Source organism: uncultured Tenacibaculum sp., assembly GCF_947499065.1.
GTDB lineage: Bacteria > Bacteroidota > Bacteroidia > Flavobacteriales > Flavobacteriaceae > Polaribacter.
Genome location: NZ_CANMMT010000003.1, coordinates 212,798 through 235,755 on the forward strand (window position 1 = coordinate 212,798; position 22,958 = coordinate 235,755).

Sequence of the window (22,958 nt, forward strand, 5' to 3'; positions counted from 1 at the left end):
ATATTATTCTGTTTTTATTTTGTATTGAAGCGCCAACTCGTTTTCAACATATACATGCAGATTTGTATTTTGCTTAGGCTTTTTTAGATATATGTTAGTAACAAGATTGTCGTTTATAATACGAGCAGTTCTAACTTTATTATCATAAGAAAATATATATTTTATGTTTTCTACGTTTTTTTGTCTTTTAATTTTTAAGTGTATTTTCTTTTTATTTTTTACATCAATCTCACCTATATTCGGGCCAATGATTTCAATATTATACTTTAAATAAGCATTTTGGTAAAAAGGTTCGTAACAAAACTCTACTAAAGGTTTTTGTTTCAATAAAACTTGCCAGTTCTTTGCGAAAGGAAAATGAGTGAGTCTTAAATTTTCTTTTTTAGCGTTAAAATAGTTTAAATTTTGCTCTTTTTGCCACACGCCTCTATAAATATAACCAGCTCCATAAGTTGTATCAATAAACAACCATTCATTATTTATTTTTACAGCATTCCATACATGATTTTTACCTGTAGGAATATAACCTATCTTGTTAACAGAAAGTTTTGTATACCCGTAAATTAATTCATTTTCTATGTTCATTAAATTACATAACTGACTAAATAACAAAGAATATTCTAAACAGATTCCTTTTCTTTTTCTGAAAGCTTTATTAATTATTTCTTGTATTATTTGTGTTTGTGTTCTTCTGAAATCATCTTTATTAGAGTAATTAACAAATTCAGGGCTTTTTAATGTTTTAGTACTTGGTAAATCATAAGCTATATTTAAACACATCCATGTATAAATAGCTCTAACTTTTTCAATATCAGATTTAAAATCATAATCTATTCTTTCAGCTAAATTTTTAATAGATTTTGGTTCTTGATAAGACAACATAACTTTGTCAACCGTTTCAAAATCTTGTGAAAAGAAATTTAAACTGTAGAAAAAGACAAATAAGGAAAATATAATTTTTTTCATAGGATAGCATTTTGCTGTCCAATATAATCATTTTATATCAAAAGAAACTCAATGGCTATTTCTCCATCAATAAGTAAGAAAGCTGTTTTACTATTAGAAGGGGGAATTATACTAATTTGAGCAGTATTATTTTTAAAAGTAACTTCAGGTTGTTTAACATATCGATCTCCAATAAAACCAAAGTGAATTCTTTGAGTTGGCTTTATGTTTTTTAATGTGAGCTTAACAGAAGAGTTGGCAGTTCTCTTTAAAATTCCAGATGTAGGTTTACTTAAGATATAATCTTTTTTAAGAAAAGGAGAATTATAAATAGGTTGGTTAAAATATTCGTTTATAGTCATTCTTTTTACCCTAAGTTGCCATACAGTTTCTTCTGGATAATGCGTGAAAAAATACTTGCTTTTTGGAATGTTGAAAAAATAGTTGTTAAAGTTACGTTGCCATTTTCCATTGGTAACTGCACCAGCTGCCCATGTAGGGTCTATATATTGCCACTTGTTATTAATTTTAACAGCATTCCAAGCGTGGTTTGTAGTATTTCTTATACGACCAATGTCGCGAGAAGAATTTCGTACATAGCCTTTGATTACTTCGTTTTCAATATTTAAAAGGGTGCAAACTTTACTAAATGTTTGAGCATATCCTTCGCAAACAGCACTTCTACTAGCTAATGTTTTTTTAACAATATTGTCTTTTATAGCTCTTAGTTTAGCTTGTTTATCAGCTTCATTTTTATATCGAAAGCCTATTCTTTTTTGTTTAGGGTTGAAATATTCATCTAAGTTATATCGAATATTTTTGGCTAACCAAATAAAAACAGCTCTTACTTTATCTTCATCAGAAGTAAAATCTGTGGCAATTTGGTCTGCTAATTTTTCAGCAGTAATATGTTTTGGGTAAGTTTTTACTGTATTGTCTACAGCAGAAAAGTCTTGTGCCGATAAGGACGAGACAGTAAGAAAAAGGAAAAAATAAAGTTGCTTCATACTATAAGTTAAAACAACTTTATTTATCAAAAATTGTGCCTATAAATTATTTATAGTTTTTCTTATCGAAGTTAAGTTGGTAAGTAACTTTTCTAAGTAGTCAAGATGCAACATATTTGCACCGTCACTCTTAGCGTTAGAAGGATCAAAATGTGTTTCAATAAATAATCCATCTACATTGTTTACAACACCGGCTCTTGCAATAGTTTCAATCATATCTGGTCTACCACCAGTAACTCCACTAGATTGGTTTGGTTGCTGTAAAGAATGGGTAACATCTAAAATAGTAGGAGCAAATTGACGCATAGTAGGAATACCTCTAAAATCAACAATCATATCTTGGTATCCAAACATAGTACCTCTGTCAGTTATCCATGCTTTTTCATTACCGGCATCGTGTACTTTTCTAACAGCATGTTGCATAGCTTCAGGACTCATAAACTGTCCCTTTTTTAAGTTAACCACTTTACCAGTTTTTGCAGCAGCCACTACTAAATCGGTTTGACGTACTAAAAAAGCAGGAATTTGTAAAACATCTACATATTCAGCGGCTTTAGCAGCATCAGATGCTTCATGGATATCAGTTACGGTAGGAACATTAAAAGTTTCAGAAACTTTCTTTAATATTTTTAAAGCTTTTTCGTCACCAATACCTGTAAAGCTGTCAATTCTACTACGATTTGCTTTTTTAAAACTCCCTTTAAAGATGTAAGGAATTTCTAATTTATCAGTTATAGAAACTACTTTTTCAGCAATTCTCAATGCCATCTCTTCACTTTCAATAGCACATGGGCCAGCTAAAAGGAAAAAGTTATTAGAATCAGCGTGTTTTATATTGGGAATAAGGTTTAAATCCATGATTAAAAATTTTGAACAAAATTAAGAAATTAAATTGGCTATCTTTAGCCTTTTAAATTAAATAAGATGAAAAAAACTATATACACTGTAATGGCTTTGGCAGTGCTAACAGTAGCCTGTAAAACACCTAAAAATAAGGATGCAGAAGAAACAAAAAATACTGTAGAAGCTCCTAAAAAAGAGTTAAACAATTCAGTAAACATAGATTCTTCTTTGGTAAGAAAACACTTATATACATTGGCTGCTGATGATATGGAAGGGCGTAAGCCTGGGACACCTGGAATGGAAAAAGCTACGCAGTATATAGAAAATGAATACAAACGAATTGGTTTAAAACATTTTGATACTTTATCAACTTACCGTCAGAATTTTACACACGAAGGTATACAAATGAGTAATATTATTGGTGTGTTAGAAGGAACTACTAAAAAAGATGAATTCGTAATTGTATCAGCTCATCACGATCATTTAGGAATGAAGGAAGATGGAGAAGGTGATCGTATTTTTAATGGAGCCAATGACGATGCTTCTGGTGTTGTAGGAGTGTTAGCTTTAGCGGACTATTATGCGAAAAAAGGAAACAACGAGCGTAGTATTTTGTTTGTATGTTTTACAGCAGAAGAAATGGGACTAATAGGTTCTAAATATTTTGGGAAAGATATAGATCCATCAAAATTTGTAGCAGGAATAAACTTAGAGTTAATAGGGAAGGAGCCAAAAACAGGACCAAAAACAGCTTGGTTAAGTGGTTTTGAACGTTCAGACTTTGGAAAGATTATTCAGAAAAATTTGGAAGGTACTGGCTACAAATTATTTCCAGATCCATACCCAAAATATAATTTATTTTTCAGATCAGATAATGCTTCTTTAGCACGTTTAGGAGTGCCATCTCATACTTTTTCAACAACACCTATTGATATTGACAAAGATTACCATAATGTATCTGATGAAGCTGAAACTTTAGATGTTGGTATTCTTACTGAAACTGTAAAAGCAGTAGCTAAAGGAACCGAAAGTATTATTAACGGAAAAGATACCCCAACTAGGGTTGTTATTGAAGAAAAATAATACTTAAAAACAATTTTTTTAAAGAGCCTTTTTTAAGGCTCTTTTTTTATGGTTTTTTCTTAATGAAATTAAGTTTTATTTGTTGTTTTGGTAATTTAGATGTAGTTAAATTAGTTATGTTGTTAAAATTATATTAAAATTTTAGTATATTCGCAAAGTTTTAATTAAACCCTTCAATATTATGAAAAAACAAATTTTAAGCCTAGCTATTGTATTTGCTATGTTTTCGTGTTCCCAAAATGACAATTTAGAAGTTTCTGACCCTCAGGGAGATGTGCTTTCTAAAAAAGAAATTAATGCAATTATTAATAAATCTTTACAATCTACTGGAGATTTTGAATGGACTTCGCAAGAAGTGAATACAATTTGGAGTGCTGTTAAACATGGAGAAAATATTTTAACTATTGGTTATGGTACTTCAAAAAATAACTTTGCAAGAAGTGCAGAAGCCAATACTATTAAAAACGATTTAATTGCTTTGGTAAGAAATTTAGAAGGAACTTCTGCAAAAGGAGCTACTGAACTATATGTAGATGAAAATATTAATGTAATAGATATTAAGGTTACTAATAAAGAAACAATCGGAATTTTATTAAAAGATAGCAGAGTACGCTATATTGAACCAAGTGGCTATAGTTTTGTTGATGAAAATAATCAAGCACGTTCTTCTTCTTCGTCATCTGGAGGATCTGGATGTGGTTATGGAACGGCTAATTTAAGTTCTAATGATTACCGCACAGTGTCGCCAGGAGCAAGAGTGCCTTGGTCTTTCGATGCACACAATATACCACAAGCATGGAATCACAGTACAGGAGCTGGAATTACAGTTGCTATTGTTGATTCTGGATTATCGCCAGAGCAAAAATGGATGAATCAATATTTTAACGATGGAGCTTCTTCTGGAAGATTTGTACAGAAATATGGAACTTTTGTCGATTCTTGGTGGGCTTGGTCTAATAACTATGATGGTGTAGACGATAAGTGTGGTCATGGTACAAAAATGGCTGCAGTAGCTACAGCTCCTAGAAATAATGATAACTTACCTGTTGGTGTAGCATACAATGCAAACTTAGTTTCTTATAGAGCTGTTGAAAATGTAGTGATTAATGATTACCATGAAAAAAGAGGTATTGTAGAAGCTTTAACTGCATTAGCTAACAGAAGTGATGTAAAAGTGATATCAATGTCGTTAGGATATCCGTTTAGTATTGGTAACGTATCGGATGCTATAAAGTATGCACATAGTAAAGGTAAAATGGTGTTAGCAGCTGGAGGTACTTCAACTTCTTTTACTACTTGGTATGGAGTTATTTTTCCAGCAAGTATGTCAGAAACAGTTGCTGTAACAGGAGTAAGAGAAGGACAATATAATAAATGTGATGTATGTCATTCTGGTTCTAAAATCGATTTTACAGTTCAAATGCAACGCACGAATGGAACAGACAATAAAGTTCCTGTATTAAGTTACTACAATGGGCAAGCTAATTATGTAGGTGGTTCATCTGTAGCAACTGCAACAACAGCTGGTATTGCAGCTTTAGTATGGGCGAAACACCCAACGTGGACACGTGCTCAAGTACTACAAAAAATGAAAGAATCTGCAGATTTTTATCCAAATAAACACTCAGATTATGGATATGGAAATATCGATGCTTTAAAAGCAGTTCAATAATTCAATCAACTAACTAATCTTCAAAAAGTCTCGTTAATTCGAGGCTTTTTGTATTTTTATCAGGCACGTTTTTTGATAGCTAATCAGTAAATTTTAAAATTATGAGATACTTTAAATACCTTTTCTTACTTGTTTTAATAAGTTGTTCTTCTACAAAAGTGGTATATGATTACGATAGTCAAACAAATTTTACAGCATATAAAACCTTTAATTTTTTTGAAGATGCTGGTAAAGGTTTGAATGAGTTAGATGTAAAAAGAATAACTAACGAACTAACCAATAAACTAAAAGCTAAGGGAATGCGTTTGTCTGATAAACCAGATGTTTTTATCAATATTGTATCACAAGAGCGAGAATCAGAAAGAAGAAATACCATTGGTGTTGGCTTAGGTGGTGGCGGAAATGTTGGTTTTGGAATTTCTGGAGGTATTCCTATTGGTAGTAAGAAAATAAATCAAGAATTGATTATTGATTTTGTTGAAAGTAAAAGTGATGAACTTGTTTGGCAAGGAATAGCTAATAGTGAGTTGAAACAACGTAGTACACCCCAAGAACGTGTAATGCATTATAGAAAAGTAATTACAGAAATATTAAAAGGTTATCCACCAAAAAAAGCCTCTAAATAATATAGAGGCTTTCATTACAACACACTACTAAAATACTAATCTAAAGTTAGATTTTTAGAAATTTTTCTCCAGTCTACTATTTTAAAATTCTGATGTAAACTGTCTTTATTTTGAGTATTTGCTCCGTCTTGAGCGATGAAAATACCTTTCGGATATTTAGCTCCTAAGTTAACTGAGGTAACATCAATTCCGTCTGTATCGTAAGTTCCGTCAATAATGCTGTCTTTTAACGAAAAACTATGTAAGTATTTATTACTAACTCTATCTATTACAGCATAACTATTGTTTCCTTGTGAAGAAAGAATAATATAACCTTTACCGTTTCCTGAATCGTATAAAGTAACTCCTTCAAAATCTGGATGCATATTTTTATCTTTAGTACTAATTACTTCAGTAGCATCTATAGAAGTATCTGGTTCTGCATTAAACTTCCATAGGGCAGTTTCTTCTTCTCCGATATAAACCTTTGCATAAAAATCATCAGCAACAATTCCTTCTCCTTGACTTTTTAGTGCAAAACTTCTGGCTATTTTAGCATCAATTTTACTATTGTTTTCAAATAGTTCCCATTGTTCTATACCTCCTTCTTTTCCTACCAAGAAAACATATATTTTAGAAGTTTTTTTGCTTTTATACATGCCTAATCCATAAACTTCATTTAAGTTAGATGTTATTGGTCTTGCTGAAACTTCTTCTAATTCTCCAGTTGGTTTTACTATTAAAATAGAAATTGTATTGTGTGTTCTGTTACTTGCAGTAACTACAGAAACAGTTTCGTTATTAAGTACAAATCCATTTCGAATATCTACATTGTTCACACGTCCTATTTTGTAAGAGTATAAGCGTTCTCCTTCTAAACTATATACTTCTAAACCTTCTTTTTTATTGGTACCTATGATTGTTGATTTTGAAACATCTTTTGGATTGATCCAAACACAAGGGTCATCGGCAGCATCGTCGTAAGAAGTAACAGGAGTTGTTTCAGCATCGGCAGTTAACGCAATTATAGGATTGCTATTGCTTGTCTGGATTGTTGCTTTTTTTTCTGTTTTACAAGCTATAAATAGAGTAGCTGTAATAATTATTTTAAAAATGATTCTCATTGTTAGAAATTATATTTTAACCCAATATTCCAGTTGTAGTTATAGAATTCGGCTTGTCTAGTTTGGTTTTTAGTTCCTTGGTAGAAACGTAATTCTTGGTTAGTTAAGTTTTTAGCTTCAGCAAAAACACGAAGCTTTTTAGTAATGTTATAGGCAGCGTTTATATCTAAAAATAATTGCTGATCATAAAATACATCAGTAAAGGTGTCTTTTCCATATTCAGAAATATAATCATCTGCAAAGTTTAACGATGTTCTTACCGATAGCTTTGAAGTTTCATAAGCTAGTGAAGCGTTGAACATATTTTTTACGGCACCTGCTAATGGTAAACCATCGTTTCTGTCAGCAATTCCATCTGTTTTTGAATCTGTAAAAGTATAGTTTCCATAAACAGTTAGATTTCTTAAAAAGCTAGGTAAGAAGTTTAATTTTCTTTGTAAAGCTATTTCAAAACCATAGATTTCAGCTGTACCTCCGTTAAAAGGTCTTGTTACATCATAAACATCTGTAGTTCCATTTATGGTTATCGATTCTTTTGAAATTGAATTATAAATAAATTTATCAATGTCTTTATAAAAAACTCCCGCAGATATAATTCCTACGTTACTAAAATAATGTTCAAACATTAAATCTAGATTCATAGATTCGGTTGGATTCAAATCTGGATTCCCATATTCTGCTTCTATATCGTCACTATTAATATTTCTATAAGGAACTAAATCGAAATAATTAGGTCTAGCAATTGTATTGGTCCAAGCAGCTCTTAGTATTGTATTCTTATTTACTTTGTATTTAGCATGGAAATTTGGTAACCAGTTGGTATAGTTTTTACTTCCCGATGTTCTAGTTGCGTCGTCTATTGTTTGAGCAGTTTCAACATCAATAGCAAAACCATTATAATCAATCGTTGTTTTTTCAGCTCTAAGTCCAGCGATAATCGAGAATTTTTGACCTAATTTTTGTTGTAGCATTCCATAGAAAGCATATATGTTTTCGTTGGCATCATAATTTTCAGGAACAAACTCATCTAATACAGCTTCACCATTTGCCAAAATAAGACTTCCTAAAAATTCTTTTGAAGTAAATAATCCCGATTTATAATTGTTTCCTGCTAAGAAACCATTTACAGTATAATCGGCAGTAATTGTAGCATTCATAGTTGGAATCTGACTTTCTAAATCATATTCAAAGAAATTATTATCTCTTAATTTTTCCTTGTATTTGTGCTTGAATCCAAATTTTAAAGAATTCTTATAAGTTCCTGTAGCGTTAATTGGTATTAAGATGTTGAAGTTAGAACTAATTTTACGTTCTTGTGTAAAACGTCTTTCTTGAGTTACTTCGTCATATACAAATTTAGAAGGATCATTAAAGTCGTTGTTTGTTGGAATTAAACTAGGAAACTTTGCTCTTGAAAAGTCTTGAGTTACTTCAATATTATCGTTTTCAAAACGAATATAACGCTCGTTTGGACGTTCTTCTTTCGCTTTTGAAATTCCCGTTTTCCAATCCAATTTAATGTTTCCAAAAATTAGATGTTCACCTCCCAAAGACAATTTATATACACTTTGTTTTTCTAAACGTGTATTATCATTAGTACTGTTATTGATTCCTCCTTTGGTTTGTCTACGGACTTCTGCTTTTGAAATTCCAGCAGCGTTAGGCTCGTCAATTTTTCTAAAACGTAATCGGTAACGATTTTCAAAGTCGTTTCTTTGGTTATACATTGATTTAAAGAAAAAAGTATTGTTACTGCTAGCATTCCAATCTAAGTTTACAGCAACACTCATTCTATTTCTTTTTACATCGTATCGTCTAATATCGTGTTCACCAATATAGGTTTTATTGTTTTCTTGTTCCCATTCAAACTCTACGTTGTCTGATCCATAATCGTTAGAATTGTATGAAGTATTGATTACGTATCCTAGTTTTTTATTGAAAATTCGATCAGCAACTAAAGCTGAAAAATTATAATTAGGCGAATTTCTTACTGGATTTTGACCGTATGATCCTGTTAGAAAAGCTCTAAAAGTACTAGGAGCAGAGCGTGTTATTAAATTTACAGAACCACCAATTGCATCTCCTTCCATATCTGGAGTTACTGCTTTGTTAACTTCAATAGTTTGAATCATATCAGAAGGAATTAAATCCATTTGAACTCTTCGGTTGTCTCCTTCTGCTGAAGGAATTCGATCTCCGTTTAAAGTCACTGAATTTAATTGAGGAGCTAAACCACGAATAATAATATCTCTTGCTTCTCCTTGATCGTTTTGCATTGAAATTCCTGGAACACGTTTTAAAGCATCTCCAATATTAGCATCGGGAAATTTTCCAACCTGATCTGCAGAAATAATATTGGTAATATTCGCTTTATTTTTTTGTTGATTTAAAGCTTTTGCTTGTCCTTTTCCAATACTTCCTTTAATAATTACTTCTTCTAGTTTGTTCATTTTAGGAGCTAAAGAAAAGTTCTTAATTAAAACACCATTTTGTATAGAAACAGTTTCTTCAATTGTTTGGTATCCTATAAATGAAATTGAGATTACATGATTTCCTTCTGGAATGTTTAAAAGCTCATAGTATCCATTAAAGTTACTTGAAATACCAATTTTTAAGGATGGTATTACAATAGTGGCACCAGGTAAAGGAAGGTTACTTTCGTCTAAAATTCTTCCTTTTAAACTAGATTTGTCCTGTGCATACCCCCATAAGCTTAAAAGACAAATACTAACTAGTAGTAGTTTTTTCATTTTGTATATAATTGATGTTGAATTAGTTCATGCAAAACTATTTATCAAAAAGAGCAATTGGATTTTGAAATTGTTAGTAAACTATTACGAACTTTTAATGAAAAGATTAATAGATTGTTAATTTGTTGAATATTTTCTAATGTTTAGTTTAATTTTAAATTACGTAAAAATTACTTTTTAAAAACATTTACTATGGCATATAACGAGTTTTTAACCGATAGGATATCGCAGTTTTTTCATGAGAAACACGTTTCTTTTTATGAGAAGAAAATGTTTGGTTCGCTTTGTTTTATGGTTAATGATAAGATGTGTGTTATTGTAAACAAAAACGAATTAATGGCTCGAATACATCCTGATATTTATGAGGAAGCATTAACAAAAGATGGTTGTGAAGATATGAGCTTTAGTGGAAAAAGAAAACCTGTAAAAGGCTATGTGATATTAACTGAAGAAGCTTTTGATTTAGATGAAGATTTACATTACTGGTTACAATTAGCTTTAGATTATAATCCATTAGCAAAAGCTAGTAAAAAGAAAACCTCCAAATAATGGAGGTTTGTATTTTATATTAAGATTGGTTGTTAGAATCGGTAACGAACTCCCAAACCAAAATCAGATTGGAATCCGTCGTAAAAACCGTTAAACCCAATTTCTGGTCTATAGTCTAAAGAAATTGCTAATGGAATATCGAAGTTGTATTCTATACCAACTACACCAGCAGCAAAAATAGCAGTACTACTATTTGCAGAAGCTATTCCTCCTCCAGCACCAGCAAACCACTGAAAGTTTTGTTCTAATGCCCATACCCATTGGTATAATCCAGTGGCCTTAAAAGCATCACCTTTTCTAATACCTAAATCAATTTCTAATCTGTTGCTATCGCTTAATTTTCTTTGATAAGAGATTTCTCCTCCAAAACCATTATTACCTCCAAAACGTACCCCAATAGCATTTTCAGAAATGTCTTGTGATTGCATTGTAAATGCAGCTAAAAATAACCCGATAGTTAAAAGTATTTTTTTCATTTTTTTTCTGATTTAATGTTATGCGAATATACTAATTAACGTTTTACTGAAGATAATAGTATTCTCATAATTCCGTTAAACTAGTTTATTTTACCGTTGGTCATAATTCTGTTTCTAGCCTTTTATAATCAAGCTAGTTTTGAGTAAAAAATCAAAATATACTATTATGATCAAAACGTTGAAAATATTAATAATTGCACTACTTTTTTCAAGTTGTACATCTATTAAAGAGAATCCAAATACAATTATAAGTACAGATGTAACTAATTTTTGGGAGGCTTATGATAAAATTAAAAAAACAAAAGATTCTATTCAGCAAATTAATTATTTAAAAGAACTGTTTTTAGATAAAGGTACCGCTGGACTAAAAGCTATTATGGAGGCGAGAAGATATACGGCCGATTCTTATATGCAAGCAATACACAAGTATCCTAAATTTTGGGAAACAATTCGACCTAATACTTTAAAAATAAACGGATATAAAGAAGCGATACATAATGGAATTGAACGATTTAAGAGTTTATATCCAGAAGCAAACCCAGCTACAATATATTTTACTATTGGAGCACTTAAAACAGGAGGAACGACTATGGATGATAAAGTACTTATTGGTTCTGAGGTTGCTTTGGGTGATTTATCTGTAAACGCTTCTGAATTAAAAAGAGACTTTCCTAATTTGTTAAACCACTTTAAATTAAATGTTCCTGATGAAAGTATTGTGTTTGGTAACGTACATGAATATGTCCATACACAACAGGATACTACTATAGCCAATTCATTATTGTCTAAAACATTAATTGAAGGAGTAGGGGAGTTTGTTGCAGAGAAGTCATTAAACATAGCATCGCCAAACGAAAGTGTAATTTATGGTAAACAACACGATAAAAAGATAAAGGATGCCTTTGTAAAGGAAATGTTTACCAAATTTGAAATCAGATGGTTTTGGTCTAATACTAACAATCAGTTTAAAGTAGGAGATTTAGGTTATTATGTGGGGTATGCCATTTGTAAAAGTTATTATGAGAAAGCTGAAGATAAGAAGCTAGCGATAAAAGAAATGATTGAGTTGGATTATTTAGATGAAGATGAGGTTTATAAATTTATAGATGCATCTATGTATTTTGAAAAACCAATAGCTGTATATAAAAAAGAGTTTGAGCATTACAGACCTCGTGTTATTGGTATTAGCGAATTTGAAAACAATTCAGCAAAAGTTGATACTGCTATTAAAACAATGACACTTGAGTTTTCTAAAGCAATGGATATTACAATGGTAAATTTACGATTAGGACCTTTAGGTGAAAAGAATTTATTAGAGATAACTGATATTGTAGGATGGTCTAAAGACAAAAAGAAAATTACTTATAAGATAGCGCTGCAACCTAATTTAAGGCAACAATTATTAATAACAGATATTTTTCGCTCTAAAGATGGTTATTTATTGGCTCCTTATTTAGTTGATATTACCACAAAATAAATACATTTACTTTTTTGAATAACTTCTAACAATAGCTATAAGAAATTTAATGATGAATTATTTTTTCTCAAAAAAAGCAATACCTAATTACAGCGTGTGGGCAATTACATTAATGTCTTCATATGTGATGAAAATTAGTGATTTAGGAAAAAGTAGGGAGCTAATCTATTATCTGGTTTCAGAATGTATGCTTTGGTTCTTTATAGGAGTACTATTAACAGGAGTTATTCAAATTGGTTTAGAAACATTTACTAAAAACAAAAAAGTTACTGTTAAAGCCTTGTATTTAGTTTTGTTAATGCTAATTACTTCTGTTATTTTTAATTATGTTTTTTGGCCTTTGATAGATTTGTTACATGAATATTTTCTGAATAAATCAAGTTACCACGGTAAGTTTGCAACTCGTATTTTTAATTGGCTTAATTGGATTATATGGTTTGTGTCTTTTACCGCATTTAATTTGTATACAGAGGTAAAAGAAGCTAAGATGAAAAACCTAGTTTTAGAGGCAACTTTAAAAGAATCGCAGTTAAATACTTTAAAAGGGCAGATTAATCCTCATTTTATGTTTAATAGTTTAAATAATATTCGAGGATTAATGTTGGAAGATGTAGGGAAAGCAAGACAAATGCTAACGTCATTATCAGAAACGTTACGTTATGCACTTACTCAAAATTCAATTACAACCATTGCGTTGGAAGACGAATTGGAAATGGTAGAAAAGTATATTGATATTTCTAAAATTCAATTTGAAAATAGATTGCATTATGAGACTGTAATAGATAATTCATCTCTTAGTGTACAAATACCTCCAATGCTCGTTCAAATGCTAATAGAAAATGCTATTAAGCATGGGATTTCTAAATTAAAAGAAGGAGGAAGAATTTTATTATCAACTAAGGTAGATTCTGAGAAACTATTCATCAGTGTTATAAATTCAGGAGTTTTAAAAAAAGACAATAAAACTACTCAGGTAGGGGTAGAGAATATAAAAAAACGATTAGAGTTATTGTATGAGTCTAAGGCTGTTTTTAGTTTAGAGGAAAGAGAAAAAGAAGTTGTTGCTATTATAGAAATACCATTATCATGAAACAATTAAAAGCGGTTATAGTAGAAGATTCTCGTTTGGCTAGAAATGAGTTGAAAGAGTTATTAAAAGAGCATAAGGAAATAGTATTGGAAGGAGAAGCTGAAAATGTAGATGAAGGCTTTGAATTGATTACAAAAAAGAATCCTGATTTATTGTTTTTGGATATTAATATGCCAGAGAAAGACGGTTTTGAGCTTTTGGAAATGTTAGATGAAGTTCCTATAACTATTTTTACAACAGCTTTTGATGAATATGCTATCAAATCATTCGAATACAATGCTTTTGATTATTTATTAAAACCAATTAATCCGAAGCGTTTTGCTAAAACTATAGAGAAAGTTGTAGAAGAGCATAGTAAAGATGATAGTAAAGAAGAAAAAACAGCAAATAAGTTAAGTCCAGAAAAACAAATTTTTATAAAAGAGGGAGAGCGTTGTTGGTTGGTGAAAATAAAACATATAACTCTATTTGAAATTGTAGGAAACTATACTAGAGTGTTTTTTAAAGACAATAAACCATTAATATATAAGTCGCTTGCACAAATAGAAGAGAAGTTGCCAGAGGCATTGTTTTTTAGAGCTAACAGACAACAAATAATAAACATTAACCATGTAAAAAAAGTAGTAGCATGGTTTAATGGGAAATTAAAAATAGAAATGCAATCTGGAGAAGAAATAGAAATCTCCAGAAGGCAATCCTATATATTTAAAGAGCGTTTAAGCTTTTAAATAATTTTATTTAACTGTTATACGTGTTCCTTTACTGTGGCTACTGAATTCAGGAGCATACATACTTTGAATTGTAGTAATTCCATTACTAAAGTTACCAGCATTGTTTACTCTTACATCGTATTCGAAAACATATACTCCTTTTGGTAAGTAATCGAAAAAGAAGTTTGTAGCAGCGTCTTTAGTACTTTGGTAATAACCTAAACCATCTTGCCACTTGTATTCTGATAATACATTTACTGGTTCAACACCACTAGCACGCATATCTTTCATATGGATAAATTCCATATTCCTATCAGAACGTAATACAATTCTTGTGGTAATTAAATCACCTACTTTTAATGAAGTTTTGTCGGTTATTTCAATAAGTTTTTTACCAGTATCTGAGTTTACTTTTTTAAATAATTTCTTTTCTAATTGTAAAGGTGTTTTTGCTGAAGTAATTTTATCTAAATCTTCAAAATACTGCCAGTATAAACCTCCCCAAGCAATACCTTTTCCTTTTTTAGAAATGGTTACTTCACTCATTTTTTTAGTGATTTCAGAAGTATTCCAAGAAGTTTTAAAATAACCTGTACCTGCTTCTACTTTTACTGCTGACATTTTACTTGGTTCAATTTTAAGGTCACCTAAAGTAACATCAACAGCATTGGTTACTGATATCCAATCGCTACCTTGTAATAGCAATGCATACACTGCTTCTGAAGTTGCTTTGGTAGTTTTCCATTGGCTTACTTGCTTGTTTTTCAACAACCATATTTTTAAATTATCAATTGTTTTAGTGTCGTTTTCTATTTCAGAAAATGCTTCAATCAGTAAAGATTGTGTTTCAATAGGTGCTTGATACCAAAACCAACTTGGTTTGTTAGCCTTCCAGTACATTCCTAATTCATTAGAAGTAATACTATTTTCTTTTAATGATTTTAGAATTTTGTTTGCAATTGTTTTAGTTCCTGTTCTGTGCTGAATTAATGCAACCAATCCCTTACCGTATAAGTTTTGTTGATCCCAATATTTAGCTGTTTGCTTTGTGTAATAATCAATAGCTTTTTTTGTTTCGTTACCAATTGTAATATCATTATAAAAACTACGCATGTATAAATACTGTAAAACAAAATAGTTTACATGGTTCTTAGTTAAGTATTCTGTATACTTTTTCTCTCCATTTCTCTCTTTTACACGCTGTGCTTCTTTTAATAATTCTTGATATTGATTTTCTATTTCAAGGTCTAAAAACTGTACTGTTTTATTAATTATAGCAGTAGTTTTTGAATCAAATTGGTTAATACCAAGATGCTTTAAATGTCCAAATCCACTTGCAATATAATTGGTGATATAACGACTAGGGTAGTGTCCTCCTTTAAACCAAGGAAAACCACCATTACTCATTTGCATGTTTTGAAGTTTGTTAACTGCTTTGCGTTGTTCGTTTTTCATTTTGTTTAAATCAAACAACAATGCAATTCTTTTCTTCTGTTCAGTTTCTGATTGCGCATCTCGTAACCATGGTGTTTCTTGAATAATTAAGGATTTTAATTCTTGATTTTTTTCAAGATTTGAAAGCAATGCTTCACTTGTTTTCCATTGATTAAATACTTCTTGAATTCTAGGACTAGAATTTGCAATATGACTTGCTAGAGTGTTGGCATAGTAACGTGCAAATGTTTGCTCAGAACATTCGTATGGATATTCCATTAAATACGGTAATGCTTGTACCGCATACCATGCTGGATTTGAAGTAACCTCTAAAGTTAGTTTATGGTTTTTTAACGTTGTTGAGGTATGATTTTTAAGTTTATTTAATGTAAATGTTTTTGTTTGATTTGAGCGAACCCACATTGGTAAGGTTTCTGTTACTAACATTTTGTTAGATAATACTGGCAAAGCATTTTGCTCACCGTCAGAAAAATCACCTGCTTTAGCTATTACTTTATATTGAACTGCTTGTACTGTAGTTGGAATAGTTAAATTCCAAGATACATTAGTATTTCCATCCTTATTTACAGTGAATGATTGATTTTTTGTTGAATTATCTAATAAGTTAATTTCTTTTCCTGTAATGGCATCGCTTAGTATAAGCTGTGCTAAACCTTGTAAGTTTTTATCTGATAAATTTGAAATTTTTGCACTTAAGGTAATTTTATCTCCTTCTCTTAAAAAACGTGGTGCATTTGGAACTACCATCAACTCTTTTTGTGTAACCGTTGTTAAGGTTTTTGTAGCTGAGTGTAAGTTTTTGGTATGTGCTAATAACTGTAATTTCCATTTAGTTAAAGCTTCAGGAACTGTAAAATTAAATGAAACATTTCCTTTTGCATCAGTTGTTAAATGCGGATAGAAGAAAGCTGTTTCTTGTAAGTTTTTACGGATCTGTATTCCTTTTGAAAAGTCTTCTTTTTCAGTATTTATATCTTGATATTTCTCAGAAGAGTCTTGAGGAGCCCATCCTTTTTCCATTTCGACATTTCCGTTCAGTCTAGATACTTCACTTTTCATCATTGCTGGAGCAGCAGCTTGCCCTCTTATTGTCAATTTATTTCTTTTATTAGTTCCATAAGCTGTTACTACAACTTCTTCTAAAGCATTACTGTTTTCCATTACTACGAACAAGTGTTTGAAGTCCCCAACTGTTTTTTCTACAGTTTTCATTCCAACGAACTTAAATTCTAAAACATCTCCTTTATTTACTTTTAGGCTAAAGTTTCCTTCAAAATCTGTTTCAGTTCCATAGTTAGTACCTTTAATAATAACAGTAACGCCAGGTAATGGACCGCTTTCGTCTTCTACAACTCCTGTAAGAGTTCCATCAAAATTAGTACGTTGAATAGATAAATTACTTAAGTATTGCCTGTTAACCCAACTTCTATTAGTAAAACTAAATCCAAACCAATTTAAACGATCATAACTTTGCTGTGGGAAACCATAGTTGCTTCTTCTATCTGAATAATTATGTATGTTAAATCGAGTGTTTCCAAAACTTTGATTGGCCGTAGCTGTGTTATAGGCATGGTAAATTGGTTTTTCAATTGGATTGAATTGCCATTGGTGTGCTTTAAACTGATCTAAAGAAGCATCGTACATACTTGCCAATAATTCAGCAGCTAACTTATCTTTTTGTGTTCCTTTTATGGTAAATTTCCAAGTTTCGTTGGCACCTGGTTGTAGTTTATCTCTAAACGTATTTGTGATAATTTCTAAATCTGTACTTGGGTATGGAACAGATATGCTTATTGCTTCTTGTTCAAATGCATTATAATTGATGAAATAATAAGTGATACCAAATCCGCCAATATCCTCTTTAGTTACAGGGATTTTTATAGTTTTACTATTCTTATCTAGTTTTATGTAATAAGAACTGGTAATTTGATGTTTTTTCTCTACAAAAAGCATTACTGTAATATCTTCTGAATTAGAACTAACAGTTAGTATAGCAGTGTCTCCAGCTTTGTAGTTTTCTTTGTCTGTTGTTACTTGTACTAATTTGTTATCTGAAGGAAGTTTATCTTTTAAAGAATATACCGAAAAGAAATGCTTATCAGTTACTTTTTGATCAAATTTATCTTTGGTATTTAATTCAACTACATAGTTCCCAGAAGTCCATTTTTTGATGTTTTTTAATTGAACTTCTTTCTCTTTTGCTGTATTGAATTTTGTTTCAAAAACCAATTTTCCTTTTTTCCATTGGTACACATTATCTTCGTTTTGATATGCTTCATGAGGAAACTTACTTATAAACTCTTTTTTAGGTATTATTTGATAATCTGGTGCTTTCCATGGACGTTTTCTTAACGAATAATCCGGTGCTTGTAGTTTGTATATTTTAATTGTTCCACTAGCTGCTACAAATTCGTCGTTTAGATTTTTTGTGTCAATTTTAAAAGAATTATTCTTAATCGATTTATCTATTGAATTCTCCATGTCAATAGCAGCAATTAAGCTATGATAACCAACTTTTACTGAGGTAGTAGCACTTCTCGTTTCTCCGTTGATATCTGTTACATCCGCGGTAACTTCATAGGTGAAAATTGGAAGATTATCTTTAGAAACACTTTCGTCTGCTAAAGCTTTAAACTTGATTGTAAAGTTTCCTGAATCGTCTGTAGTACTTTCTCCGAAAGTTATTTCTTGTGGTTCTGAAACAAAACTTGGTTTGTACCAATACCACCATCTAGGGTATTGTACTTTTCTATGTACTCTGTACACAACTTTTGCATCGGTTATGTTGGCACCAGAATATGCTTTTGCAAATCCTTTTACCGTAACACTATCGTTTATTTTGTACGATTGTGTAATTGGATTAAAGTCTGTTTCAAATTTTGGACGCTTATATTTTTCTACAGCTATTCTTGTTGAATTTTTTCTGCCTCCAACTTCTACTTCAATAGTAAAGTTTCCTGTAAGTCCTGTATTTGGAATTGTTAGAGTACTTGAAAAAGAACCAAAATCATTGGTTTTCAATTCTAAAGTTTTTATGATTTGATAATTAACATCATAAAAATTAATGGTCGCATTTTTATTAGTAACAACTTCCGATTTGTTTTTAAAAACCTTCATTGATATTCCTTTAAAATGAACAATTTGTCCAGGACGGTATATGCTTCTATCAGTAAATAAAAAGGTTTGAACGTGTGATTTATAATCGTCGTTATTTTTGAAACGTTTGTTTAAATAAAACGGTTTAAAAACTGCTGTATCATTTTGGTGACTTACGGTAGCTGTTACATTATAGTAATAGCTACTTGGATTGTAAGTAAATTCTCCATTACGATCAGTTGTGAAATATTTGGCTATTTTTTTCTCATAGCGATTAGGGTTATTAGCGAATTCGACTTTAGCGTTTTCTATAGGTTTTCCTGTATTTCTATTAACTACTTGGTAAGTTTTTCTTCCGTCATTATTTCTAGCTATTAGGGCTAAATTTGTTACTTGAACATCTGCTGTACCTATAATGGCTTCTTCTAAGTTTTTAGAAGTTGAAGCGACTATTAAATAGTTTCCTAATCCTAATTTAGGAATTACTACCTCACTTGTATGTTGTTGGTAATCGTTTTCGTTTTTTAATTTTGAAGACCAAGAATTTACTTTTTTTAAGGTATTGATTAATTCAATTTTATCTTTTTTCTGATAACTCTTTTCTAATTTTTCTAATTCTGATTTACTTATTTCGTAAGCATTGAAATAGATTTGATTTAAATTTTTATAGCTTACTAATGTTTTAGAAAATTGGTTTGAAGGAATATTTTTTTCAGTAGTTAATTGAATTGTTTTTTCTAGTATTTTATTCTTTAAAGTACCACATTTTAATGCTCCTTTACTTTTAGGGAATTGTTTTATAATTTCATTACATATAGCAAGCGCTTCTTTATTTTTAAATCGATATTCGATGTTTTTTTCTGGTTTGTACAAATTACCAAGTTCATTATAAGATTTTGCTAATTCATAAGCGTATAAACCAGAAAGCTCATTGCCTTTTAAGTTATTTTGTGATGCGATTAAAGTTGCTATAAGTGTTTGCTGTTTATTACTAAAAACGGCATGTTGGTTTACAAAGGCTAAACGATGTAAATCAACGTCAACTAAAGCTCTTTTGTTATTTTTTTTATGAAATTTGATTAAATCTTGATAGATTTTTAATGCATTAAATTGAAGTGATAATGAATCTTTACTTTCTAGTTTAAGTGAATTGAAAGTACCAGCATCGCTAAGATATTTTTTATTGTTTAGTTTAAATTGATACGCTGGCTTGGTAATATTTGTTTCTGTTGTTTTATAAAATTCTAATGCATTGTGCGCTAAAAAATCATAAAGCGTTGGTCTATATCTCTTAGAGTCTTTTACAATATTTAAAATATCAGAAAATGTATAAATATCAATTTGTTGTAATTGTTTTTTATTTTCTAATGATTTTTGGAATGTTAAATGTATTTCTTTGAACAAAGTATTTAAATCCCATGTTCTAAAATCATTAGTGTCAACTTTTTCTTTTGTTTGTGTTCTATTGTAAAACTTCCACCTATTTTGGTTGAAATATTGCCAGTAGAGATTGGCTAAGATGTTTTCTAAAAAATTGCTTGTAGGAAATTCACTTTGATCAATAAGCTTTTTAAATTGATTGATGACTTTTAGTTGCGAATTTTCCTCTAATGTTAAAGAAAATTTACTCTTGTACAATAAGGTTTTAACTAGTTGTGGAGTATTCTTTTCTTTTTCAGCCTTTGTATAGATTTTTTCTACAACTTTTAAAGCAGATTTAGGTAAGTTTTCTAATTCAAACTTGTGAACTTCTTCCCACATGTTCTTGTAGTTTTTTTGAGCGTTTACAATGGTTGAAAATAAAATCACTAATATAATTGAGGTTAGTTTTTTCATAACTATATTCATTTAATTATTCAAAGCACTTAAATGTTTATGAACAATGCAATAGGCAATGTGTTAACTTCGATTTTAAGTGAGTGAACATAACTATTCAAAGAGTTTCGTTTTAAAGATACTTAAAGTATTTCTATTGGTATAAACAAAAAGCAAGCCATTTAGCTTGCTTTTTATATTTATCTATAATATTTGTTTAATTACAAATTCACATCGTCTGTTAAGTTCATGTTGTTCTTCAGAGCAATCTTCTTCTGTTTTACATTTTATAATTGGTTTTGTTTCACCATAACCAACAGCGGTAATTCTATCAGGTTCAATATCATTTTTCATAAAATACATTCTTACTGCTGTAGCTCTTTTTTGAGATAATTCTAAGTTGTATCTGTTATTACCTCTAATGTCTGAATGTGTTCCTACTTCCATAACCATATCAGGATACTTTTTCATAAGGTTGATAACCTTATCTATTGCTTTTTTAGTATCACGTCTTAAATACCAAAGATTATAGTCAAAATTAATATCATCTGTCTTCACTATTAATTGTCCATTTTTAGGAACAATATCTTTCTCTTTAGCTATAATTTCTTTTATCTTTTTTTGTTTTTCTATTTCTAACTGTAAGTCTTGTTTTCTTTTTAATTCTTTTTCTTTAGCATTTTGTAAAGCAATAGCCTCTCTTTTTTCTTTTTCTAGTTGTAAAATAGACTTCAAGCTCATTGAGGCATCGTTGTTCTTTTTTCGTTCCTTGTTTAAGCTTAGTGTTCTTTGTTTAGTTTTATAACCTTCTTTAATTGCTTTTACGGTATAAGTTGTTTCACAGGCAACAGTAAAAAAGAATTTACCTTCATTATCGGTATTAATTTCAGTAGTTTTATTAGTTGCTTTATTGCTTAGAATAATTGTGGTATTAGGTAAAACTTCTTCAGTATCAATATCAGTAATTATTCCTGAAATGTATTGTTTACAGTTTTCGATAACTAAAGGTTTTTCTTCTACAATTTTATAAATATCATCACTTCCTTTTCCTTCAAGTCTGTTTGATGCAAAGAAACCTTCTTTGGTGTCTGAATTGATATTAAAAGAAAAGTCGTCGTATCCTGAATTTATAGGAAACCCAACATTATTTGGTTTAGCGTATTTATTATCGGTTATAGCACTGACAAAAACATCTAATGAACCAAAACCTGGATGCCCATTTGAAGAGAAGTATAATTTACCATCTTTACTAACAAAAGGAAATTGTTCTTTCTTTTCTGTGTTTATAGTAGCACCTAAATTTTGAGGAACTCCATAAGTATTATTGTTGTGTATTGTTACCGAATAGATGTCAAACGAACCAAATCCATTAGGCATGTCAGAGGCAAAATAAAGTGTTTTTTCATCATTACTTAATGCTGGATGCTCTGTAGAATACTCATTGCTGTTAAAAGGTAAAGGAGTTATGTTTTTCCATTTTCCTTTAATGAGTTCTGCTTTGTAAATTTGGACGTGAGTAACTTTTTTATTGTCCTTTTTTCGTTTTCCTTTTACTAAGTTATTTCGGGTGAAATATGCTGTTTTTCCATCTTTGGTAAAGATGATATTTGATTCGTGAACTTTTGTGTTAATTGAAGAAGAGAAGCTTTTAATACTTTCTTCTTCAATTTGATTGTCAGAAATCTCATAAATGTCTAAATAATTGTTTCCAGTCCAACCAAAACGTTTGTGATAACCTTCTTCTTTTTTAGGAGCTGCAAAAATTATTGAACTTCCTTTTTGAATAGCGCCAAACTCTGAGTTTTCTGTATTGATATTTAGGTTTTCAATTTTATAACGATTACCTATTGCAGCTATATTTTCTAGATACATTATTGATTTTTCTAAATCAGATAATTGCTCATTTTTATAATGAGAACGGAGTAAATTATTTGCCCTAGTATATTCTCCTTGTGCTTTAAGGGCATTTGCATACCTGAAAAAATAAGGTTCTTTTATAATTTTACGATAATCTCTAAAAAGTAGTTTATAATACTTTGAAGCCTTGTTCATATTATTTAGAAAATAATAAGCATCTGCTAAGTTTCTTATAGCTTCATAACTTTTGTTTTCTGAAATTGCTTTTTCATATAAAGGAATTGCTTGGCTATAAAAAGTTCTGTTAAAATACTTATGAGCTCTTTTTAAATCTCTGTTAATTTGGGCATTGCTCAAACTAACGATGAATATGGTAATTAGTAAGGTTATTATTTTTTTCATAT

The 22,958-nt window shown here is 30.3% G+C and carries 15 protein-coding genes; 7 read left to right on the forward strand and 8 right to left on the reverse strand.

The genetic code is table 11. The annotated features are described in order from the left end of the window. Nucleotides 1-3 precede the first annotated feature (3 nt). Genes Q0958_RS08595 through kdsA form a run of 3 tightly spaced genes read right to left on the reverse strand, consistent with a single transcriptional unit; the run spans nt 4 to nt 2,810 of the window. A complete protein-coding gene (locus Q0958_RS08595; protein WP_299122077.1) occupies nt 4-966 on the reverse strand; it encodes a transglutaminase domain-containing protein in 963 nt (320 codons plus the stop codon). Between the two features lie 32 nt (nt 967-998). Then, nucleotides 999-1,952 (reverse strand): transglutaminase domain-containing protein, encoded by a 954-nt coding sequence (locus Q0958_RS08600; RefSeq protein ID WP_299122078.1) that lies wholly within the window; start codon nt 1,950-1,952, stop codon nt 999-1,001. A 39-nt stretch (nt 1,953-1,991) separates the two neighbouring features. Continuing rightward, the gene (gene kdsA / locus Q0958_RS08605) at nt 1,992-2,810 is read right to left on the reverse strand and encodes a 3-deoxy-8-phosphooctulonate synthase (RefSeq protein WP_299122079.1); all 819 of its coding nucleotides are present in this window, start codon (nt 2,808-2,810) and stop codon (nt 1,992-1,994) included. Between the two features lie 66 nt (nt 2,811-2,876). On the opposite strand from kdsA, the gene Q0958_RS08610 reads away from it, so the two are divergent. From Q0958_RS08610 to Q0958_RS08620, 3 genes are all read left to right on the forward strand, one after another. Beyond that, nucleotides 2,877-3,878 (forward strand): M28 family peptidase, encoded by a 1,002-nt coding sequence (locus tag Q0958_RS08610; protein ID WP_299122081.1) that lies wholly within the window; start codon nt 2,877-2,879, stop codon nt 3,876-3,878. A gap of 181 nt (nt 3,879-4,059) precedes the next feature. Continuing rightward, nucleotides 4,060-5,550 (forward strand): S8 family serine peptidase, encoded by a 1,491-nt coding sequence (locus tag Q0958_RS08615; RefSeq protein ID WP_299122082.1) that lies wholly within the window; start codon nt 4,060-4,062, stop codon nt 5,548-5,550. A 101-nt stretch (nt 5,551-5,651) separates the two neighbouring features. Further along, nucleotides 5,652-6,176, forward strand: a complete 525-nt coding sequence (locus tag Q0958_RS08620) for a DUF4136 domain-containing protein (protein WP_299122084.1) — start codon at nt 5,652-5,654, stop codon at nt 6,174-6,176. Between the two features lie 35 nt (nt 6,177-6,211). On the opposite strand, the gene Q0958_RS08625 is transcribed toward Q0958_RS08620, so the two are convergent. Continuing rightward, the gene (locus Q0958_RS08625; RefSeq protein WP_299122085.1) at nt 6,212-7,279 is read right to left on the reverse strand and encodes a phytase; all 1,068 of its coding nucleotides are present in this window, start codon (nt 7,277-7,279) and stop codon (nt 6,212-6,214) included. 2 nt (nt 7,280-7,281) lie between these two features. Continuing rightward, on the reverse strand, nt 7,282-10,029 hold the full coding sequence (locus tag Q0958_RS08630; RefSeq protein ID WP_299122086.1) for a TonB-dependent receptor: 2,748 nt from the start codon (nt 10,027-10,029) through the stop codon (nt 7,282-7,284). 192 nt (nt 10,030-10,221) lie between these two features. Here Q0958_RS08630 and Q0958_RS08635 point away from each other — a divergent pair, with 192 nt between their 5' ends. Then, nucleotides 10,222-10,578 carry a TfoX/Sxy family protein gene (locus Q0958_RS08635; protein ID WP_150900345.1) on the forward strand — a complete coding sequence of 119 codons (357 nt, stop codon included), beginning with the start codon at nt 10,222-10,224 and terminating at the stop codon, nt 10,576-10,578. 32 nt (nt 10,579-10,610) lie between these two features. Here Q0958_RS08635 and Q0958_RS08640 read toward each other — a convergent pair whose 3' ends face one another. Beyond that, nucleotides 10,611-11,054 carry a hypothetical protein gene (locus Q0958_RS08640; protein WP_299122087.1) on the reverse strand — a complete coding sequence of 148 codons (444 nt, stop codon included), beginning with the start codon at nt 11,052-11,054 and terminating at the stop codon, nt 10,611-10,613. Nucleotides 11,055-11,232: 178 nt separating this feature from the next. On the opposite strand from Q0958_RS08640, the gene Q0958_RS08645 reads away from it, so the two are divergent. The 3 genes from Q0958_RS08645 to Q0958_RS08655 are packed head-to-tail and all read left to right on the forward strand — an operon-like array spanning nt 11,233 to nt 14,349. Continuing rightward, nucleotides 11,233-12,531, forward strand: a complete 1,299-nt coding sequence (locus tag Q0958_RS08645) for a hypothetical protein (RefSeq protein ID WP_299122089.1) — start codon at nt 11,233-11,235, stop codon at nt 12,529-12,531. A gap of 49 nt (nt 12,532-12,580) precedes the next feature. Beyond that, a complete protein-coding gene (locus Q0958_RS08650; protein WP_299122090.1) occupies nt 12,581-13,621 on the forward strand; it encodes a histidine kinase in 1,041 nt (346 codons plus the stop codon). Continuing rightward, nucleotides 13,618-14,349: a LytTR family transcriptional regulator DNA-binding domain-containing protein gene (locus tag Q0958_RS08655; protein WP_299122091.1), complete on the forward strand. Its 732-nt coding sequence runs from the start codon at nt 13,618-13,620 to the stop codon at nt 14,347-14,349. Before Q0958_RS08650 ends, Q0958_RS08655 begins: the two co-directional genes overlap by 4 nt. Nucleotides 14,350-14,355: 6 nt before the next feature. On the opposite strand, the gene Q0958_RS08660 is transcribed toward Q0958_RS08655, so the two are convergent. Together Q0958_RS08660 and Q0958_RS08665 are read right to left on the reverse strand one after the other, a co-directional pair. Beyond that, on the reverse strand, nt 14,356-20,718 hold the full coding sequence (locus Q0958_RS08660; protein ID WP_299122092.1) for an MG2 domain-containing protein: 6,363 nt from the start codon (nt 20,716-20,718) through the stop codon (nt 14,356-14,358). A gap of 183 nt (nt 20,719-20,901) precedes the next feature. After that, nucleotides 20,902-22,956: an OmpA family protein gene (locus Q0958_RS08665; protein ID WP_299122094.1), complete on the reverse strand. Its 2,055-nt coding sequence runs from the start codon at nt 22,954-22,956 to the stop codon at nt 20,902-20,904. Nucleotides 22,957-22,958 lie beyond the last annotated feature (2 nt).

What these genes read in the sequence shown, in the direction of transcription:
- Q0958_RS08595 (WP_299122077.1), bottom strand. Translation starts at nt 966, where the DNA reads ATGAAAAAAATTATATTTTCCTTATTTGTCTTTTTCTACAGTTTAAAT.
- Q0958_RS08600 (WP_299122078.1), bottom strand. Translation starts at nt 1,952, where the DNA reads ATGAAGCAACTTTATTTTTTCCTTTTTCTTACTGTCTCGTCCTTATCG.
- kdsA (WP_299122079.1), bottom strand. Translation starts at nt 2,810, where the DNA reads ATGGATTTAAACCTTATTCCCAATATAAAACACGCTGATTCTAATAAC.
- Q0958_RS08610 (WP_299122081.1), top strand. Translation starts at nt 2,877, where the DNA reads ATGAAAAAAACTATATACACTGTAATGGCTTTGGCAGTGCTAACAGTA.
- Q0958_RS08615 (WP_299122082.1), top strand. Translation starts at nt 4,060, where the DNA reads ATGAAAAAACAAATTTTAAGCCTAGCTATTGTATTTGCTATGTTTTCG.
- Q0958_RS08620 (WP_299122084.1), top strand. Translation starts at nt 5,652, where the DNA reads ATGAGATACTTTAAATACCTTTTCTTACTTGTTTTAATAAGTTGTTCT.
- Q0958_RS08625 (WP_299122085.1), bottom strand. Translation starts at nt 7,279, where the DNA reads ATGAGAATCATTTTTAAAATAATTATTACAGCTACTCTATTTATAGCT.
- Q0958_RS08630 (WP_299122086.1), bottom strand. Translation starts at nt 10,029, where the DNA reads ATGAAAAAACTACTACTAGTTAGTATTTGTCTTTTAAGCTTATGGGGG.
- Q0958_RS08635 (WP_150900345.1), top strand. Translation starts at nt 10,222, where the DNA reads ATGGCATATAACGAGTTTTTAACCGATAGGATATCGCAGTTTTTTCAT.
- Q0958_RS08640 (WP_299122087.1), bottom strand. Translation starts at nt 11,054, where the DNA reads ATGAAAAAAATACTTTTAACTATCGGGTTATTTTTAGCTGCATTTACA.
- Q0958_RS08650 (WP_299122090.1), top strand. Translation starts at nt 12,581, where the DNA reads ATGATGAATTATTTTTTCTCAAAAAAAGCAATACCTAATTACAGCGTG.
- Q0958_RS08655 (WP_299122091.1), top strand. Translation starts at nt 13,618, where the DNA reads ATGAAACAATTAAAAGCGGTTATAGTAGAAGATTCTCGTTTGGCTAGA.
- Q0958_RS08660 (WP_299122092.1), bottom strand. Translation starts at nt 20,718, where the DNA reads ATGAAAAAACTAACCTCAATTATATTAGTGATTTTATTTTCAACCATT.
- Q0958_RS08665 (WP_299122094.1), bottom strand. Translation starts at nt 22,956, where the DNA reads ATGAAAAAAATAATAACCTTACTAATTACCATATTCATCGTTAGTTTG.